Raw genomic sequence first — 18,434 nt, 5'->3', positions numbered from 1 at the left:
CTCATCGGGGCAGGCCGAGCAGGCGCTCGGCGATGATGTTGCGCTGGATCTCGTTGGAGCCGCCGTAGATCGTGTTGGCGCGGCTGAAGAGGAAGTGGGTCTGGGCGTCGTCCAGCTCGTACCCGGGCCCGGTGAGCAGCGCCCCGGCCCCCTCGACGTCGACCGCGAGCTCGCCCAGCGAGCGGTTCCACGTGGCCCACTGGAGCTTGGAGATCGACGCCTCCAGACCGGACAGCCCTTCACCGGCGGACGCGAGCAGCCGCACCGCCGAGTGCCGCATCACCTCGAGCCCGATGTAGGCGTCGACGAGGCGGTCACGCAGCGCCGGCTCCTGCCAGGCGCCGTTGGAGTGGGCCCGGGCGATGACGTCGTCGAGGCGCCGGCGGAAGCCGATCTGCTGGCCGAGGGTGGACACGCCGCGCTCGAAGCCCAGGGTGCCCATGGCGACCTTCCAGCCCTCGCCCTCGGCGCCGACGCGGTGCTCGACGGCGGCGACGGCCTCGTCGAAGAAGACCTCGTTGAATTCGCTCGTGCCGGTCAGCTGGGTGATCGGGCGAACCGTCACGCCGGGCTGGTCCATCGGCACCAGCAGGTAGGACAGGCCCGCGTGGCGGGTCGAGCCGGGGTCGGTGCGGCACAGCACGAAGCACCAGTCGGCCAGGTGCGCGAGCGAGGTCCACACCTTCTGCCCGGTGATGACGTAGTGGTCGCCCCGGCGCTCGGCGCGGGTGCGCACGCCGGCGAGGTCCGAGCCCGCGCCGGGCTCGGAGTAGCCCTGGCACCAGATGTCCTCGCCGCTGGTGATGCGGGGCAGGAAGCGGGCCTTCTGTTCCGGCGTGCCGAATGCGAGCAGGGTGGGTCCGAGCAGCTGCTCGGACATGTGCCCGAGCCGGCCGGGTGCGCCGGCGCGTGCGTACTCCTCGTGGAAGATGACCTGCTGGGCGAGGGTCGCGGGGCGGCCGCCGTACTCGGTGGGCCAGGAGAGGCCGATCCAGCCGGCCCGGCCAAGGTGGCGCTCCCACTCGCGGCGCAGCTCGTGCGCCTCGTGCTCACGTCCCTCGCCGCCGGTGCCGACCGCCTCGGCGAACGGCCCGGTGAGGGCCTCCCGCAGCCAGCCGCGGATCTCGGCCCGGAACTGCTCGTCGCTCATCGGCGCACCGGTGGCCGGCGCTGCGTCGGCACCCATGTCAGGCACCGTAGACGGGGGTCGGCGGCTCGGAGCGGGCGATGAGGTCGGCGACCACGTCGGTGAGCTCCTCCGGCTCCCACCGCCTGCCCTTGTCGGCAGCCACCCCGTGGCGCCAGCCGTCGGCGAGCGAGACCTCACCGCCGGCGACCTCGAAGACGGCACCGCTGACGGCCTGCGCGGCGTCGGAGCCGAGCCAGACCACGAGCGGGGAGACGTTGGCCGGGTCCATCGCGTCGAAGCCCGTCGCGGGGGCGGCCATCGCCTCGGCGAAGACGGCCTCGGTCATCGGGGTACGGGCCGAGGGGGCGATCGCGTTGACGACGATGCCGTAGCGGGCCCACTCGGCGGCCGCGATCTGGGTCAGGGCGGCGATGCCGGCCTTGGCGGCGCCGTAGTTGCCCTGTCCGACGCTGCCCATGAGCCCCGCGCCGGAGGACGTGTTGACGACGCGCGCGGCGACCGGGCGGCCGGCCTTGGCCGCGTCCCGCCAGTAGGCGGCGGCGTGGCGCATCGGGACGAAGTGTCCCTTGAGGTCGACCCGCAGGACGAGGTCCCACTCCTGCTCGCTCATGTTGACAAGCATCCGGTCGCGGTTGATGCCGGCGTTGTTGACCAGGGTGTGCAGCCCGCCGAAGGTCTCGACCGTCTCGCGCACGAGGCGTTCGCCGTAGGCCCAGTCGCTGACGTCGCCGGTGCTGACGACCGCGCGACCGCCCAGTGCGCGGATCTCGTCGACGACGGTCTGGGCCGCCTCCCGGCTGCTCTCGATGTCGTTGACGACGACGTCGGCGCCCTGCCGGGCGAATTCGAGGGCGTGGACCCGGCCCAGTCCCTGTCCGGCACCGGTCACGATCACCGTTCGTCCTGCGCAGAAGCCGCTCACGGCACGCCCTTTCACTCGAGGTACGGGAAGAAAACCACACCCGACACTAGCGATGCAAGCAAGCGCTTGGTAGGGTCCCGGAAACGACAGAAGGATGGCGAAAGACGTGAAAATGTTCTCGGCCCTGCAATTCCGAGACTTCCGCTTCGTACTCCTGACCCTGGTGTTGTCCCAGGCCGGCTACTGGGGCTGCAACATCGCCTTCCAGTCGGTGCTGATCGAGAGCGACGCCACCCCGGCGACGATGGGGGCGCTCTTCTTCTGTCTGCTCGTGCCGTTCACGCTCTTCTCCATCCCGGCCGGGGTGCTGGCCGACGCGGTCGACCGGCGGCGGCTGCAGATCGGCGTGCTCCTGGCGACCACCGTCCTGGCCGGGGTCTGCGCGGCGACGATCGCGGCCAGCATCGTCGCCCTGCCCGTGATGCTCGGGCTCGCCTTCCTCGCCGGCACCGGAATCAGCTTCCTGTCCCCCGTGACCCAGGCACTCGTGGCAAACACCGTCCCGGCCGAGGCGCTCGGCCATGCCGTCCCGATCCAGGCGGCCGGGCTCAACCTCGCCCGCTCGATCGGCCCCGCGGTCGCCGGGCTGATCCTCGTGGCCTGGGGACCGCTGGGCACGTTCGTGATGTACGCGACGCTCACTCTCGCCGCGGCCGCCGCCGCGGTAGCGGTCCGCACCCGGCGCATCCCGCCGGCCGTCCGGGTGGCCCGCGAGAGCCTGGCCACCCAGGTACGCGCCGGGATCCGGCACGCCCGCGAGCGTCCCCCGGCCGCGCTCTGCCTCGTCATCGTCGCGGTGAACGCGTTCTTCGGGTGCGCCTTCACCACCCAGCTCCCCGTCCGGGCGGCCGCGACCACTGACAACCCGGACCCGGTCTTCCCCGTGCTCGTGGCGCTGACCGGGCTGGGCTCGCTCCTCGGGATCCTCGTCGTGGCCCGCCTCTCCGAGCGCATCGCCACCGTGTGGCACGCCGCTGTCACCCTCGTTCTGCTCGGCCTGAGCAACGCCCTGCTCGGCGCCGCCACGACGGTGCCCGTGCTTGCGGCGGCCGCGCTGCTGTGCGGCACGTTCAGCATCGGCGCCATGGTGACCCTGCAGACGGTGGTGCAGAAGGTCGTCGACGACGCGCAGCGTGGCCGGGTGATGAGCCTCTACTTCCTGGGCTGGGGTGGCATGCCCTTCGGCGCCCTCCTGCTCGGCGGGCTGAGCACGTGGCTCGGCTCCACGACCGCGTTCCTGCTGTACGCCGCCGCATGCCTGGCCACGGCCGCCACCGTGCTCCTGTGGTTGCGTCGCGGACGCGCCGACCCCATTCCCGCTACGTGACCGACCCCGGCCCTCCCACCTCCTCAGGAGTTGTCGTGACCGACCAGCCCTCTTCGACCGCACCCGCGGCGGCGCTGCCCGTGCCCGCCGACTTCGTCCACCGCGCCGGCGTCGCGCTCGTCACCGGCGGCACCGGCGGCCTCGGCCGGGTCATCGCCCGCGAGCTGGCGCGCCGAGGGTCGGCGGTGGCGATCACCTACCGCAGCGACGCCGACGCCGCCCGGCAGGTGCTCGACGAACTGCCGCCCGTCGCGTCCGGCACGCACTCGGCGCGCCACCTCGACCTCACCGACGCCGAGGCCACCGCCGCGCTCATGGCGGAGCTCACCGGAAGCCGCGGGCCACTGCACACGGTCGTGCACGCGGCCGGGCCGCACGTGCCCATGCGGCACCTGTCCACAGTGGGCCCCGAGCAGTTCGCCACGCAGGTCGCAAACGACACGACCGCCTTCTTCACGCTGGTCTCGGCCTGCCTCCCGGCCCTGCGGCACAGCCGAGGCAACGTCGTGGCGATCACGACCGCGGCGACGACGCGCTACCCCGCCCGGGACGGCCTGTCCGCCGCGCCGAAGGCGGCGGTCGAGGCGCTCGTACGGGCCTTCGCCAACGAGGAGGGCCGCTTCGGCATCCGGTTCAACTGCGTCGGGCCGGGCATGCTCACCGACGGGATGGCCGAGCGGCTGATCTCCTCGGGGGACCTCGACGAGCGCGCCCTGGCCGTCGCCCGGTCCTCGACTCCGCTGCGGCGGTTCGGCAGCGCCCTCGACATCGCCGAGGCCGCCTGCTTCCTGGCCAGCGACCGGGCCGGCTTCATCTCCGGGCAGAAGCTCGACGTCGACGGAGGCTTCGGTGTCTGAGCCGTCGCGGTCCCTCCCGGTCGAGCTGGACGCGCTGCTCGCCGAGCGGGCCGTCGAGCGGGCCCTGCTGCGCTATGCACGCGGGATCGACCGGATGGACCGGGACCTGGCCACGAGCGCCTTCCACCCGGACGCCCGGATCACCCTGGGCGGCACCACTGCCGACCGGGACACGGTGCTGGACACGGTCTTCGCGCTCGTGGAGCGGCGCACCATGACGATGCACTACCTGACGAACATCCTGGTCGAACTCGACCCGGCCGACCCGGACCGCGCCCGGGCCGAGACGTACGGCATCGCGTTGCAGCGCAGCACGTCCGAGCCGCCGCGCGGCAACATCATCAGCGGGTTCCGCTACGTCGACCTGGTCACCCGGCGCGCGGGCGAGTGGCGGGTGCAGGAACGTCTCACCGTCTCGGAGTGGCAGCGGGTCGACGACCTCGCCGGCCAGTGGCCGATCCCCGAGGCGTCACTGCGGGGAGCCCGCGACGCCTCCGACCCGATCAGCCGCCCGTGGCCGCCCGGCGGCCCGGCTGCGGAGGCCGGGCCGGACCCGGCCGGCGAGCCCGGGCGCCCCTGTGAGTGACCCGCGGCCGGGGGTCGGCGCCGACGCGCCGCGGCTCGGCTTCCGTGCGGGCGACGTCGTCGTGGTGACCGGGGCCGGCAGCGGGATCGGAGCGGCGACCGCGGCGACGGCCGCCGCCCAGGGACTCGTGGTGTCCGCGTGGGACCTCGACGCCGCCGCCCTCACGGCGGTGAGTGCCGCCGTCCGCGCGGCGGGCGGGGTGATCGACCCCCACGTGGTCGACGTCGCCGATGAGAGGGCCGTGCGCGCGGCCCTGGCCGGGACCTGCTCGGCGTACGGGCCGGTACGTCACCTCGTCAACAACGCCGGCCCGTCCTCGGCGATCGAGCTCGACTTCGACCACGCCGTGCGGCTGTGTGTCGGCAGCGTACGGTCGGTGACCCGGGCCTGGCTCGAACAGGCCCCGCCCGGGGCGACCCTCGTGAACACCGCCTCGGTCGCCGGCACCGCCGTGGGCACCGCCTCCGACTGGTACAGCGCGGCGAAGGCAGCGATCGTCGGCTACACCCGGCATCTGGCCGCGCACCGGGCCGACGTCGTGCGGGCCAACGCGGTCGCCCCCGGCATGGTGGACACCCCGAGGCTGCAGGGCTTCGCCGGGTCCCCGACGGGGCAGTCCGTGCTGGCCCGGGTGCCGAGCCACCGGATGGCCACGGCGGACGAGATCGCCTGGCCGATCCTCTTCCTGCTCTCGCCGCTGGCCTCGTACGTCAACGGGGCGCTGCTCGTCGTCGACGGCGGGTGGACCGTCACGCAGTGAACGCGAGCGGTCAGCTCGGGTCGGGGCCCGGCCCGCCGAGCATCGCCCGCATCCCGCCGTGGTTGCCGGCGACGATGGCGGCCCGGTCCGGGCCGGAGCGCCGCGCGGCGACGTCGGCCTGCTGGCGCACCACGTGCACCGGGCCGGCGCCCAGGGTCGCCAGCCCCTGGGCGGCGACGTCGGCCGGGGAGGCCGCGCCGGTCAGGTCGAGGCCGGCGCGCTCCATGGCGGGGGTCGCCGTGAGCCCGAGCACCAGGTGCAGCACGTCGACACCCACCTGCCGCAGCTCGAGCCACAGGCCCTCGGTGAAGATCCGGGTGAAGGCCTTGGCGGCGGCGTAGACGCCGATGTCGGCGTGGCCGAGGTAGCCGGCCGAGGAGCCGACGACGAGGATGCCGCCGCGGCCCCGTGCGGCGAGCCGGGCGCCGAGCTCCCGGCAGAGTTCGAGCGGGCGGGTGACGTTGAGATCGATGACGTCCCGGACCCGGGCGAGGTCCGCCTCGACGAAGCGGCTGCGGTAGGTGTTCGCGCCCGCGTTGAGGACGAGCAGGCCGAGGTCGAGGTCGGCGACGGCCTCGACGATCCGGGCGGTCGCGTCCGCGTCGAGCAGGTCCAGGGCGAGCACGCGGCACGGGACCCCGTGCGCCCGGACCCGGTCGGCGGTCTCCCCGAGTGCCACCGGCTTGCGGGCGACGAGCACGATGCCGAGGCCGGCGCGGGCCAGCTGCTCGGCGAACGCGGCGCCGACCCCCTCGGAACCGCCGACGACCAGGGCCCAGGGCCCGTAGCGCTCGAACAGTCCGGCGGTGGCTTCGCTCATGCCACGCTGTCCGTCGCCGGGGCAGGCTCGTCGAACCAGTCCCACTCCCAGGGTGTGATGGTGGCCAGGGGCCCGGTGAACAGCGGGGTGGCCGTGCCGGCGAGCGCCGCGGGCGGGGCCGCCAGTGGGTCCGCGGCCAGGGCCCGCGCGAACTCGACCGGGTCGGCTTCGAGGTAGGTGAGCCGGATCCGCACGACGGGTCCGTCGGGGCGGCTGCGGCTCGGGGCGCTGCGGAAGGTCCACACGCCCGCGACGCCGTCGCGGGCGAGCAGGTCGGGCACCTGGGTCTCGTGCTCGAACCGGGACAGGCCGGCCACGTCGGGGCGCTGGGACGTCTCGACCTGGCTCACCTCGACGTACACCCCGCGGTGGGGCCGGAACGGCAGCGCGGCGAGGGTGACGAGGGCCCGGGGGGCGACGTGGCCCTGGACGGGCCGGAACATCCGGGTCATCGGCCGTTCGGTCCAGGCCAGCTCCGGACGGCGACCCTGGTGGATCGCCCGGTCGCCGAGGTCCTTCCACTCGGCGACCGCGTCCGCGGCCGGCTCGGCGAACCAGTACATCGCCATGTACTGGCTGCCGGCGAGGGCGGGATCGGGGTAGCTGCCGAGCCGCTCGCACGCGGGGGTACGCACCCAGCGGTCGCCGTGCACGACACCGGGCAGAGCGAGGTTCTCGGGGCGGTGGTCGAGTTGATGCCACGCGTTGTAGTCGCGATGGCGGGCGGGGTCGGTCACCTTCGGAAACGAGAAGAAGGCTCGGGTGGCTGTCGCTGGGTTGCTCGGGAGCATCTCGGCCCTCTTCACGGGTCGGAGCGCTGGTGACGCGCGATCAGTCCGGTGTCGCCGCCGGGCGCGGCCGGCGTTGCGAGCCTTGACCCTAGGGCAGCGTCGGCCATAGAGTCAAGCAAGCGCTTGGTTGACACCGATGTCCGCAAGAGGAGCACCATGACCGGCAGTGACGCGGATTTCCGCGCCCGACTCGACGCTCTGATCGGCCTCACCGACCCGCCGCGCCGGGCCAAGGACGCGATCACCGAAGCAGCCATCCGCATCTGGTGCGAGGCCGTCGGCGACGAGAACCCCGCGTACCAGGACCCCCGGTGGGCCGCCCGCTCCGCCTGGGGCGGCATCGTGGCCCCGGCGACCTCGCTGAACATGTGGACCCTGCCGGGCAACAGGCGCGCTCACCGCCACGCCGAGAGCCTCGACCGGGTCAACGAGGTCCTCGCCACGCGCGGGTTCACCTCGGTGGCCGCAGTGCAGACGGAGCACACCTACGTACGCCCGCTGCGCCCCGGCGACCACCTGGAGCAGTTCCCCTCCATCGGCGCGGTTTCTCCCGAGAAGTCCACCCGGCTCGGCCGGGGCCACTTCGTCGACCTCGTCAGCGACTACCGCACCGTCGAGGGCGAGCCGGTCGGGCGCGTCGTCCTGCGGATGCTCCGCTGGAACCCGGCGACCCGGACCGAGGTCCCGGCGACGCCCGGGGACCGCCTCGCCCGCCCCGTACGCCCGGCCGCCGCCGCCCCGGTCGACCTGCCGCCGGCCGGCACCACCGGCACCCTGACCGCGCACCTGCAACCCGGCTACGCCGCCGCCCCGCTCGACGAGCGCCCCTACCTCGTCGGCAGCGCCGACCTCGCCGACGGGACCCGCTTCACCGGAGACGTCGCGTACCTGCGCCCCGACCTCGTGCACGACGGCATGCCGGTCGTCGTGGCGCACCGACGCACCCGCGACGGCCAGATCCTGCCGGTGCTCACCGCCCCCCGGCCCGAACGCCGCACGAGCACCCGTACCGGGGCCGAGGTGAGCATCGGGCAACGCCTCGCCCCCTGGCCGATCCCCGTCACCCAGCTGTCCATCGCGGCACTGGCGACCGCGACCTTCGACTTCAACGACGTGCACCTCGACCGCGACGCCGCCCTCGAACGAGGCGCCCGCGACGTCTACATGAACATCCTCGGCTCGAGCGCGCTGGTCAACTGCTACCTCACCGACTGGGCCGGACCGGAGGCTCGCGTCGTCGACTTCCGCACCCGCCTCGCCGCGCAGAACCACCCCGGCGACACCTGCACGCTCGACGGTGTCGTCACCGGCCTGAAGCAGGCGGACGGGGGAACGCAGGTCACCGTCGACATCCGCGGCACCAACAGCCTCGGCGACCACGTCATCGCCTCCGCCACCATCGCCCTGCCCTGAGAGGAATCGCGTGCTCGCCAGCTACGTCGTCGACTCCGGATCCCCCGACAGCCTGCGTCTCGGCCAACTAGAGGCCCCGGCGCCCGGCCCCGGTCACGTGCTCGTGCGGGTCCAGGCGTCCAGCCTGGACCGGGTCGACACCTACATCCGTCGCGGCACCCACGGGATGGCCGTCGCCGGCCCGACGATCCTCGGCCGGGACGTCGCCGGCACCGTGGTCGGCACCGGTCCGGGCGTCACCGGCTTCACTCTCGGCGACGCGGTCGTCGGGCTGACCACCGGCGCCCACGCCGAGTACGCCGTCGTCCCGGCCACGCACTGCTTCCCGCGACCGGCCGCGCTCGACGCCGTCCACGCCGCGGCGGTGCCCACCGCCGGACGCACCGCCTACGACGCGGTCGTCAACCTCGCCGGCGTACGCCCCGGCGACCGGGTCCTCGTCGTCGCCGCCGCGGGCGCCGTCGGCACCTTCGCCGTCCAGTACGCCCACCACCTGGGCGCGCGCGTCTTCGGCACCAGCGCCCCGGCGAAGGCCGACGCGGTACGCGCCCTCGGCGCGCTCGGCGTCGTGGACCACTACCGCCCCGACGTCGTCGAGTCCCTGCGTGCCGCGCTGCCCGGCGGCGAGGTCGACGTCATCGTCGAGTCGGTCGGCGGCACCCTCTGGTCCGACGTGCTCAAGGTCCTCGCCCCCGGCGGCCGGCTGGTCACCTGCGGCGTCACCGCGGACAGCCACGCCCACCTGCACCTTGGTCGCCTCATGGTCAAGGGCTGGACGCTGCGCGGCATCGGCCGGCCCGGGCCCGAGGCGGTGGCCTGCCAGCTACGCGAGGCCCTCACCCTCTCGGCCGTGACCGCCGCCCCCGCGATCGCCGCGACGTACCCGCTCGAGCAGGCCGCGGCCGCGCACGACCGGCTGGAGGCGTCCGAGTTCGTCGGTCGGATCGTCCTCACCACCGGCTGAGCCGCTCAGGTGAGCGACTCCCCCGAGACGGCGGTCAGGACGACGAGCGGGATCTGCCGCCCGAAGCCCGCCGCCCGTTCGGCGTAGCGGCCCACGTTCGGCTTGCGCGCCAGGACGTGCGCGAACAGTTCCGGGTCGCGCTCGCCGTCGGTCACCCGCGCCCGCACCGGGACCGTCCTGCGCCGCAGGACGATCCAGCACAGTTCGTGGTGACGCGCGTTGACCACCCAGGCGGGGTCCTTGGGGCCGCCGCCCTTGGAGCCGACGACGACCAGATCCTTCCCGTACGGCACGTAGGGCAGCGCCGCGTCGCGCAGTTCCCCGGACCGCCGGCCCACAGTCGTCAGCAGCAGCGTGGGATGGTACGGAAACCTGCCCGCCAGCGCGTACTGCAACGACACGAGCGAGAACCCGGTCCGTCGCACGAGGAACCGGTCGAACGCCATCCCGCGCGGCCCGCGGATGACGATCAGCCACGACCGGCCGTACGAGGCGAACGACCTCGTCTCCGCGCCGATCCGTCGGCTCACCGCGCACGCGCCAGCAGCGGTGACAGCGTCTCGGTGACGTCGGCGACGTCGTCGATGCCCCGGACCACCTCGACGAGCCGCTCCTGCGTGTCCGCGTCGAGGATCCCGTCGCAGAACGAGGCCAGCTTGCCGGTCACGAAGTCCCAGTCCGCCCGCGTCGTGTCGTCCCACGGGTCGCCCTGGGCGTAATCCGACTCGACCACGTACTCCCGGCCGCCGGCCCGGATCGTCAGCGCGCCCCGGGTCCGGCGGATCTGGCCGCCCGGGTGTTCCCTGAGGTCGGCCTCCCACTCCGCGTCCAGCACCGGGTCGGGCGCCGTCGTGATCCGGCGCGCCAGGTCCCACACCGCCGGGTCGGCCAGCCGCTCGGGGTCGTACCACTGTGGTCCCGGTGCGTGCCCGAGCAGCGCCAGCGCCGCGGCGTACGGCATGTTGAAGGCGCCGTCCAGCGGCGCGACGACGGTGTCCGGGATCTGCGGGGCCGGCTCCCGGAACTGCAACGTCCGGTAGGCCGCCGGGCTCAGCCGGATCTCCATGGACTCGATCTGCGACACCGGCACCCCGTGGGTGCCCGGGAACGCGCGGATCGCGTCGAGCGCCGCGTGGGTGAAACGGCACGTCGGGTACGGCTTGAGCGACGTCTCGCTGATCCACCACTTCGACCCCAGGCCGGCGACCATCTCGTGCCGCTCACCGCCGAGGAAGCCCATCGCCTCGATGAAGCCCGGGGTGCGGTCCAGCACGTCCAGGTCGCCGGTGTAGCCCTCCTCGGCCAGCGCCGCGCCGAGCATCCCGGCGTGCGCGATCGCGCCGTACGGGCCGTACTTGAACGCGTTGAACGAGCGCCGCTCGGCCATGTAGGAGTTCTTCGCCGGCGGGGCCAGCCAGGCGACCAGGCCGAGCGCGTGGGCCAGCCGCTCCGGCTCCCAGCCGCCGACGACAGCGCAGGCCGCGGCCGCGCCCATCGAGGCGTACCCGTGCGACGACAGCGGCGACCAGCGGAACTGGCCGTCCTCGAAGGCCATGAGCGAGGTCGACAGGTTCAGCCGCGCGTTGATCTCGAAGGCGATGATGCTCGCGCGCAGCAGGCTCGCCCCGTCGGCGTGCCGCCGCTCGGCCTCCGCCAGACCGGCCGCGACGCCGAACACCGCGAAGTGCGCCGAGTTGAAGAACGTGTCGTCGGCGTCCAGCGCGTTCATCATGTCCGCGTTGGCGTGCGCGGCGTTGATCGCCGCGACCCGCTGCTCCAGCCCGAACACCGTCGCCTCGGCCGGGCCGCCGAACCGGGCGGCGACCTGCTGGACCATGCGGCTGCGCCGCAGCCGCACCGCCGCCAGCCCGCAGACGAGCGAGTCGAGCAGGACGAGCCGGCCGTAGTCGCGTACCGACTCGGGGATCTCCTCGTCGCGCGTCGTCGCGAACCGCGCCAGCAGCTGCGTCCGGGTCGGTTCCGCCGTGCCGGTCACCGTTCAGCCCACCTTTCCCGGCGCGACGAGCCGGTTGCCCTGCGCGTCGCGCGGCAGCGGCACGGGGATCGCCGCGAGCAGCTTCTTCGTGTACTCCTGCCGCGGGTTGGCGAAGATCTGGTCCGTGGTGTCCGTCTCCACGACCTCACCTGCGGCCATCACCATGACCCGGTCGGCGATGACCTCGACGAGGGCCAGGTCGTGACAGACGAACAGGTACGCCAGGCCCAACTCCTCCTGCAGGTCCCGGAGCAGGTTGAGCACCTGCGCCCGCACCGACACGTCAAGCGCCGCGACCGGCTCGTCGCACACGATGAGGCTCGGCTTCATCGTCAGCGCCCGGGCGATCGCGACCCGCTGCAACTGCCCGCCGGACAGCTCGGCCGGGTAGCGCTCCAGGTAACGCGAGCCGATGCCGACCTTGTCCAGCAGCTCGACGGCCTCCTTCTCGCGGGTGGCCCGGTCCTTGTCGGTGTGCACGAGGAGAGGCTCGGCGACCGCGTCCCTGATCGTCATTCGCGGGTCGAGCGAGCTGTACGGATCCTGGAAGATCATCTGCATCCGCTGGCGCAGGGCGCGCAGTTGCTTCGGCTTCGTGGCCAGCACGTCGATCCCGTCGAAGGTCACCGAGCCGGAGTCCGGCTCGATGAGGCGCAGCACCATGCGCCCGACCGTCGACTTGCCCGCGCCGGACTCGCCCACGACGGCGAGGCACTCGCCGCGCTCCAGGGTGAAGCTCACCCCCTTGACCGCGTCCAACCATTTCGTACGCCGGCCGAGCCAGTCCCGGCCGGCACTGAACGACTTCGTGAGGTTCTCGACTTCGAGCAGGCTCATCAGACCGTCACTCCATCCAGAGAGAGCTCCGCGGCCCGCACGCACCGGGCATGGTGCTCGGCGGCGCCGTCGAGACGGACCAGGCCGGGGTGGGCCACGTCGCACCGTCCCGGCACGGCGAACTCGCACCGGCTGCTGAACCGGCACCCGTGCGGCCAGGCGCCCGGGGCCGGGATGCCACCGGGGATCGCGCGCAGCCGCCGGTCGGTGCTCAGGCCCGGCTTCGGGATCGAGCCGATCAGGCCGGACGTGTAGGGGTGCCGCGGGTGGAAGAACAGCTGCTCCGAGGGCGCGTTCTCGGCCACCTCGCCGGCGTACATGACCACGACGTCCCGGCACAGCTCGGCCACCACCGCGAGGTCGTGGCTGACGAACAGGAGCGCCACCCCGGTCTGCTCCTGCAGGTCGCGCAGCAGTTCGAGGATCCTTTCCTGCACCGTCACGTCGAGCGCCGTCGTCGGCTCGTCGGCGATGAGCAGGCGCGGGTTGCACGCCATGACCATCGCGATCATGACGCGCTGGCACATCCCGCCGGAGAACGCGTGCGGGTAGTCCTCGATCCGCTGCGCCGCCCGCGGGATCTGCACCATGTCGAGCATCTCGACGGCGCGGGCCCGGGCCTGCTTGCGGCTCATGCCCAGGTGCTTGCGCACCGACTCCGCGATCTGGTCCCCGACGGTGTACGCCGGGTTGAGGCTGCGGATCGGCTGTTGGAAGATCATGCCCATGCCCGGGCCGCGCAGGTCCCGCCACTGCTTCTGGGTGCCCGCGGTGAGATCCACGCCGTCGAAGACGATCCGGCCAGAGGCGATCCGCCCTCCGGTCGCCCCGGTCAGGCCCATGACCGCGATGGAGGTCACCGTCTTGCCCGACCCGGACTCGCCGACCAGAGCCATCGACCCGCCCGGCTTGAGCGAGAACGAGACGTCCTGGACGGTCGTCTGCCACCCGCCCGAGGGCGAGGGGAACTCGACGTTCAGGTTCTCCACGCGCAGCAGGTCCGCCGCCCCGCCGGTGGCGTCGGTCCTGGTGCCGGCGGGCGCCGTTTCACGTGCCATGTCAGCTCCTGGTGGTTGCCGGGCGGTCAGTTGCCCGAGCGGGTGCGCACGAGGGCGCGACGGACGCCGTCACCGACGTAGGTGAAGGCGAGGACGGCGAGGAAGATCATCACGCCGGGCGGCCACACGAGGTACGGCGCGAGGCGCATGTTCGACGAGGCCGTCGAGAGCATCGAGCCCCAGCTGGCCGCGGGGGCCTGGACGCCCAGCCCGAGGAAGCTCAGGCTCGCCTCGGCCGCGACGGCGGTGCCCAGCGACACCGAGATGACGAGGATGATCGGCGGCAGCACGTTGGGCAGCACGTGCCGCACCGCGATACGCAGGGTGCTGCAGCCCAGGGCGATCGAGGCCTCGATGTAGGTCTCGTGCCGCACGTCCATCGTGCCGGCGCGGGCCACCCGGAAGAAGCGCGGGGCCATGACCAGGCCGATGGCGAGCATCGCGTTGGTGATGCCGGCGCCGAGGACCGCGACGATGGTGATGGCCAGCACGAGCGACGGGGCGCTCATCAGCGCGTCCATGATCCGGGTCAGGATCGCGTCGACCCAGCCGCCGCGGTAGCCCGCGATCATGCCGAGCGGCAGACCGAGCACGAGCGCGACGGCCGCGGCCTGCAGCGCCGCCCACAGCGAGACCCGCGCGCCGAAGATGAGCCGGCTCAGCACGTCCCGGCCGTAGTCGTCGGTCCCCAGCCAGTGCTCGGCGCTCGGTGGCCGCAGCCGCAGCAGCAGGTTCTGCACGTCGGGGTCGTACGGTGCCAGAACCGGGGCGAAGATCGCGATGAAGGTCAGCACGAACAGGAAGACGCCGGCCGCGATCGTCGCGGGGCGGCGCACGATGCTCTTGAGGATGCCGGGAGCGGCGACCGGCTCCGGGTCGCCCGTGCCGATGGCTGCCGCCGGCACCTCGGCGCGGACGGTGTCGGCGAGGCCGCCGGAGTCGTGCGAGTCGTTCCCCGGCGCCGGAGCCGAGGGGGTCTGGTTGGCGCTCATGACCGCACCTTCGGGTTGAAGTAGCCGTAGGAGATGTCGACGATGAGGTTGACGAGCACGACGACAGTCGTGCTGAACAGAACGAAGCCGAGCAGCACCGGGATGTCACGGCCCTGCACCGCCTCGATGGCGGTACGACCGAGGCCCGGCATGTTGTAGATCATCTCGATGGTCACCGATCCGGCGAGGACCTCCGCGACGCGGAAGCCGAGGACGGTGACGACGGGGATGCACGCGTTCTTCAGCGAGTGCTTGAACACCACGCTGGATCGCGACAGTCCCTTGGCCTCGGCGTTGAGGACGTAGTCGGACTTCATGACCTGCCCGAGCGCCGAGCGGAGTTGCAGGGTCACCTCGGCCGCGGGTAGCAGGCCGAGGGCGATGCCCGGTAGGACGAGGTGCGACAGCCACGGCCAGAAGCCGTCGGCCAGCGGCTGGTAGCCGAACGCCGGAAACATCTGCAGGCCCACCGCGAAGACCGAGGCGAGCACGAGGCCGAACCAGAAGCCCGGGATGGCGATCGCGATCGAGGCGAGCCCGTTGACGAACCGGTCGACGATGCCGCCGGAGCGCAGCGTGGCCACGAGGGCGAGGGTGGCCCCGAGCACGACGGCGAAGATCATCGCGACGAGCACCAGCGACATCGTCGTGGCCATTCGCCGCGTCAGCAGCTCGATGACTGTCTGATCGGACAGGAAGGACGTGCCGAGGTCGCCGCGCAGGACGTCGCCGACCCACATGGCGTAGCGCACCAGGACCGGAGCGTTGAGGTTGAGTTCCTCGCGGATCGCCTCGACACGTTCCGGGGTCGGCTCGTCGCCGGCCAGGACGACGGCCGGGTCGCCCGGGGCGAGTTCGATCAGGGCGAAGACGAGCAGCGGGACGACGAACAGCAGGGGTATTGCCGCGAGCAAGCGCCTGCTGGCGTAGCGGATCATGTCCTACCTCGACTCTGAGCGTGTGCCTGGGACTGCGCCTCGCACGGCCTGGTGCCGGCAAGGCCGGTGGTGTCGCCGCCGCCCCCGCCGCAGCGGGTGGGTCCGGCGGCGACGCCACCGGGGGTCAGGAGCGACCGGTTACTTCTTGACGGCGATGTGGCGCAGGTCCCAGATGCCGATGTTCGACATCGGGATGTTGTCGGTGCCGACGATGTTCGCCTTCGAGACGCTCGCGTTGGTCTGGTTGCACAGCGGCACGAACCAGGCCTGCTCGAGCGTCGTCTTCCAGATGTCCTGGTACAGCGGGGCCCGCTTGTCCATCGGCAGCGTGGGGTTGGCGGCCTCGGCCGCCTTGTCCGCGATGAGCGAGGGGTCCGCGGCGAGCTTGTACGTGTTCAGCATGTAGGTGTTCACCGTCGCCGCCGGGTCGGCCTTCGGGCTCCACGACGTGCCGACCATCAGCTCGAAGTCACCGGCGATGAAGCGCGGCTCGTTCTCGGTGTTGGGCACGGGGTTGAGCGTCGCGTCGACGCCGACGGCCCGCAGGGACGCCTGTACGACGTTGGCCGGCTGCTCGGCGTTCGTGCCCGCGGCGAAGGTGACTGACACCTTGGCGCCGCCGGCCTGCTGCACGAGGGCCTTGGCCTTGTCCACGCTGAACTCGTACGGGTAGGTGTAGCTCGGGATGCGGCTCGGGTCCGTCTCCGGCACGACCTGGCGGGTCGGCGTGCAGTAGCCGCTGAAGAGCGCGCTGATCGCCTCCGGGTCGACCGCGTGGGCGATCGCCTGGCGGACCTCCGGCTTGACGAGGTCGCCCTTGTTGGCGCGCAGGTAGATGCCGACGACGTTCTTGAACTTCACCTGGTGCTGCTGGAGACCGCTGCCCGGGGTGACGATCTTCTCCACCGTGGCGATCTCACCGGCCGAGCTGAGCGGGGCCAGGTCGACCTGGCCGCTCTGCAGGCCGTTGAGGCGGGCGGCGGCGTCGGGCACGCGCTGCAGCTCGATGCCGCCGAGACGGCCGACGTTCGGGTCCCAGTAGTTGTCGGCTCGCTTGAGGACGAGCTTCTCCTGGGGGACGAGCTGGGTGGCGATGTACGGGCCGGACCCGGCGGTGCCGGGATTGTTCTTGATGTCGGCGCCGTCCTTGATCGCCTTCGGGCTGACCATCATGCCGGCCGTGCCGGTGAAGGACGCGGGCAGCTGGACGCCCTTGCCCTTGACCAGCTTGAGGCGCGCGGTCGTCGCGTCGACGACCTCGACCGACTCGATGTCGGCGAGGTCGCTCTTGAGGGTCGAGCCCTCGAGCGTCTTGCCGCGCTCGATGTTGACCTTGACGGCCTCGGCGTCGAACGGCGTGCCGTCGTGGAACTTCACGTCGTCCCGGAGCTTGAGTTCGAGGATGCTGCCGTCCTCGACGAAGTTCCACTCCTTGGCCAGGCCCGGGACGATCTTGTCGTCCTTGTCCAGCATGGTCAGCCGGTCCCAGACGAGGAACAGGTAGCCCCAAGCGCCGTAGCTCGTCTGCAGGGCCGGGTCGAGGTCGCGCAACGGACCCGCCGACGCGAACTTGAGCACTGCCGACGTGTCGATCTCGCCCTGCGCGGCGCTGCCGCTGCCGGAGTTGTCCGGCGAGCTGCAGCCGGCCAGGGCGAGCGCCCCGATGCTGATCAACGCGACCACACGTCTGCGGGCCGTTATGGTGACGCCCATTCTCATCCTTCCTAAACACGAGCCGAGTCGTTCCGGCTGATCAGAGGTGGTGTTGTCCCTTCCGGCGGCTGCCGGGCGGGATCCGTGGGTCGCTGACGGCCTTCGGAGCTGTGGTGGTGGCCGGCGTCTCAGCCCTCCGCGGAGAGGATCAGTGCACTGGTGGGAACGCCGACGCCCGCCGTCACCAGGACGTTGCGGACGCCGTCGGGCTGGTTGGTCGAGGTGCCCCGGACGAGGCGGACGCCCTCCGCGACACCGTTCGTGCCGTGCAGGTAGGCCTCGCCGATCTGGCCGCCGTGGGTGTTCGTCGGCAGCGAGCCGGTGACCTCCAGGTTGCCGTCGGCGATGAAGTCCTTGGCCTCACCGCGACCGCAGAAGCCGTACTCCTCGAGCTGGTTGAGCACGTACGGCGTGAAGTGGTCGTAGAGGATCGCCGCGTCCATGTCGGCGGGGCCGAGCCCCGACTGGGCCCACAACTGCCGGGCGCAGAGTTCGACCTCGGGGATCCGGGTCAGGTCCTCGCGGTAGTAGCTGACCATCTGGTACTGGTCCGGTCCCAGGCCCTGGGCCGCCCCCCGGATGTAGACCGGGGTGACGGGCAGGTCCTTGGCGCGTTCGGCGCTGACGACGACCATCGCCTGGCCGCCGTCGGTCTCCTGGCAGCAGTCGAACAGGTGCAGCGGCTCGGCGATCCAGCGCGAGGCCTGGTGCTCCTCGAGCGTGAGCGGCTTGCCGTAGAACCACGCCCTGGGGTTGTTCGCGGCGTGCTTGCGGGCGAGCACCGCCACCCGGCCGTAGTCCTCGCTGGTCGCGCCGTAGGTGTGCATGTAGCGACGGGCGAACATCGCGGTGTGCTGGGCCGGGGTGAGCAGGCCGTACGGGTTGACCCAGGAGCGGTACTCGTTGTCCGAGGTGGCCTGGGTCTTCGCCGGCGGAGGTCCCTGCCCGAAGCGGACGCCGGAGCGCTCGTTGAAGGCGCGGTACGCCACGACGACGTCGGCGATCCCGCTCGCGACGGCCATGGCGGCCTGCTGAATGGGTGCGCAGGCGCCGCCGCCGCCGTAGGGGATCCGGGAGAAGAACTTCAGCTCGGGGATGCCCAGGCTGCGGGCGACCATGTTCTCCGGGTTGGTCTCCATGGTGAAGGTCGTCATGCCGTCGACATCGGCGGGGCTCAGGCCCGCGTCGGCCAGGGCGGCCGAGACGGCCTCGACGGCCAGCTGCAGCTCGCTGCGACCGGAGTTCTTCGAGAACTCCGTCGCGCCGATGCCGACGACAGCGGTGCGACCCGACAGGAAGGTGGACGTCAC

Annotated in this window: 18 protein-coding genes; 6 read left to right on the top strand and 12 right to left on the bottom strand. The window is 72.4% G+C overall.

Features of this window, described 5'->3' with window-relative positions; all coding sequences use genetic code 11:
- Window position 1 precedes the first annotated feature (1 nt).
- On the bottom strand, window positions 2-1,150 hold the full coding sequence (locus OC439_RS14270; RefSeq protein WP_262013851.1) for an acyl-CoA dehydrogenase family protein: 1,149 nt from the start codon (window positions 1,148-1,150) through the stop codon (window positions 2-4).
- 37 nt (window positions 1,151-1,187) lie between these two features.
- Window positions 1,188-2,045 (bottom strand): SDR family oxidoreductase, encoded by an 858-nt coding sequence (locus tag OC439_RS14265; protein WP_410054922.1) that lies wholly within the window; start codon window positions 2,043-2,045, stop codon window positions 1,188-1,190.
- A 139-nt stretch (window positions 2,046-2,184) separates the two neighbouring features.
- On the opposite strand from OC439_RS14265, the gene OC439_RS14260 reads away from it, so the two are divergent.
- Genes OC439_RS14260 through OC439_RS14245 form a run of 4 tightly spaced genes read left to right on the top strand, consistent with a single transcriptional unit; the run spans window position 2,185 to window position 5,602 of the window.
- Window positions 2,185-3,399 (top strand): MFS transporter, encoded by a 1,215-nt coding sequence (locus tag OC439_RS14260; RefSeq protein ID WP_262013850.1) that lies wholly within the window; start codon window positions 2,185-2,187, stop codon window positions 3,397-3,399.
- A 35-nt stretch (window positions 3,400-3,434) separates the two neighbouring features.
- Window positions 3,435-4,256, top strand: coding sequence for an SDR family NAD(P)-dependent oxidoreductase (locus OC439_RS14255; protein ID WP_262013824.1), 822 nt, complete (start codon window positions 3,435-3,437; stop codon window positions 4,254-4,256).
- A complete protein-coding gene (locus OC439_RS14250; protein ID WP_262013823.1) occupies window positions 4,249-4,842 on the top strand; it encodes a nuclear transport factor 2 family protein in 594 nt (197 codons plus the stop codon). Before OC439_RS14255 ends, OC439_RS14250 begins: the two co-directional genes overlap by 8 nt.
- Window positions 4,835-5,602, top strand: a complete 768-nt coding sequence (locus OC439_RS14245) for an SDR family NAD(P)-dependent oxidoreductase (protein WP_262013822.1) — start codon at window positions 4,835-4,837, stop codon at window positions 5,600-5,602. Before OC439_RS14250 ends, OC439_RS14245 begins: the two co-directional genes overlap by 8 nt.
- A 10-nt stretch (window positions 5,603-5,612) precedes the next feature.
- Here the strand turns inward: OC439_RS14245 and OC439_RS14240 are convergent, their stop codons facing one another.
- Entirely contained in the window at window positions 5,613-6,422 is an 810-nt protein-coding gene (locus OC439_RS14240) for an SDR family NAD(P)-dependent oxidoreductase (RefSeq protein WP_262013849.1), read from the bottom strand.
- On the bottom strand, window positions 6,419-7,159 hold the full coding sequence (locus tag OC439_RS30295; protein WP_315985933.1) for a hypothetical protein: 741 nt from the start codon (window positions 7,157-7,159) through the stop codon (window positions 6,419-6,421). The genes OC439_RS14240 and OC439_RS30295 overlap by 4 nt, the downstream gene beginning before the upstream one ends.
- Before the next feature lie 210 nt (window positions 7,160-7,369).
- Here OC439_RS30295 and OC439_RS14230 point away from each other — a divergent pair, with 210 nt between their 5' ends.
- Together OC439_RS14230 and OC439_RS14225 are read left to right on the top strand one after the other, a co-directional pair.
- Window positions 7,370-8,626 (top strand): MaoC family dehydratase N-terminal domain-containing protein, encoded by a 1,257-nt coding sequence (locus tag OC439_RS14230; RefSeq protein ID WP_262013821.1) that lies wholly within the window; start codon window positions 7,370-7,372, stop codon window positions 8,624-8,626.
- Window positions 8,627-8,636: 10 nt separating this feature from the next.
- Entirely contained in the window at window positions 8,637-9,590 is a 954-nt protein-coding gene (locus tag OC439_RS14225) for a zinc-binding alcohol dehydrogenase family protein (RefSeq protein ID WP_262013820.1), read from the top strand.
- Between the two features lie 5 nt (window positions 9,591-9,595).
- Here OC439_RS14225 and OC439_RS14220 read toward each other — a convergent pair whose 3' ends face one another.
- The 8 genes from OC439_RS14220 to OC439_RS14185 form a co-directional block, all read right to left on the bottom strand.
- Window positions 9,596-10,120 carry a nitroreductase/quinone reductase family protein gene (locus OC439_RS14220; RefSeq protein WP_262013819.1) on the bottom strand — a complete coding sequence of 175 codons (525 nt, stop codon included), beginning with the start codon at window positions 10,118-10,120 and terminating at the stop codon, window positions 9,596-9,598.
- Entirely contained in the window at window positions 10,117-11,586 is a 1,470-nt protein-coding gene (locus OC439_RS14215) for an MmgE/PrpD family protein (protein WP_262013818.1), read from the bottom strand. The genes OC439_RS14220 and OC439_RS14215 overlap by 4 nt, the downstream gene beginning before the upstream one ends.
- Before the next feature lie 3 nt (window positions 11,587-11,589).
- Entirely contained in the window at window positions 11,590-12,423 is an 834-nt protein-coding gene (locus OC439_RS14210) for an ATP-binding cassette domain-containing protein (protein ID WP_262013817.1), read from the bottom strand.
- A complete protein-coding gene (locus OC439_RS14205; protein WP_262013816.1) occupies window positions 12,423-13,481 on the bottom strand; it encodes an ABC transporter ATP-binding protein in 1,059 nt (352 codons plus the stop codon). Before OC439_RS14205 ends, OC439_RS14210 begins: the two co-directional genes overlap by 1 nt.
- Before the next feature lie 26 nt (window positions 13,482-13,507).
- Window positions 13,508-14,473, bottom strand: coding sequence for an ABC transporter permease (locus OC439_RS14200; RefSeq protein ID WP_262013815.1), 966 nt, complete (start codon window positions 14,471-14,473; stop codon window positions 13,508-13,510).
- Complete coding sequence (locus tag OC439_RS14195; protein WP_043324835.1) at window positions 14,470-15,411, bottom strand: ABC transporter permease; 942 nt, start codon at window positions 15,409-15,411, stop codon at window positions 14,470-14,472. Before OC439_RS14195 ends, OC439_RS14200 begins: the two co-directional genes overlap by 4 nt.
- A 138-nt stretch (window positions 15,412-15,549) precedes the next feature.
- A complete protein-coding gene (locus OC439_RS14190; protein WP_262013814.1) occupies window positions 15,550-17,124 on the bottom strand; it encodes an ABC transporter substrate-binding protein in 1,575 nt (524 codons plus the stop codon).
- Window positions 17,125-17,252: 128 nt separating this feature from the next.
- Window positions 17,253-18,434 (bottom strand): lipid-transfer protein, encoded by a 1,182-nt coding sequence (locus tag OC439_RS14185; protein WP_262013813.1) that lies wholly within the window; start codon window positions 18,432-18,434, stop codon window positions 17,253-17,255.

It is taken from the genome of Micromonospora sp. Mcm103, assembly GCF_024519755.1.
GTDB lineage: Bacteria > Actinomycetota > Actinomycetes > Mycobacteriales > Micromonosporaceae > Micromonospora > Micromonospora aurantiaca.
The sequence above is the reverse complement of the archived record's forward strand: the minus strand, read 5'-3'. Positions and strand labels throughout refer to the sequence as shown.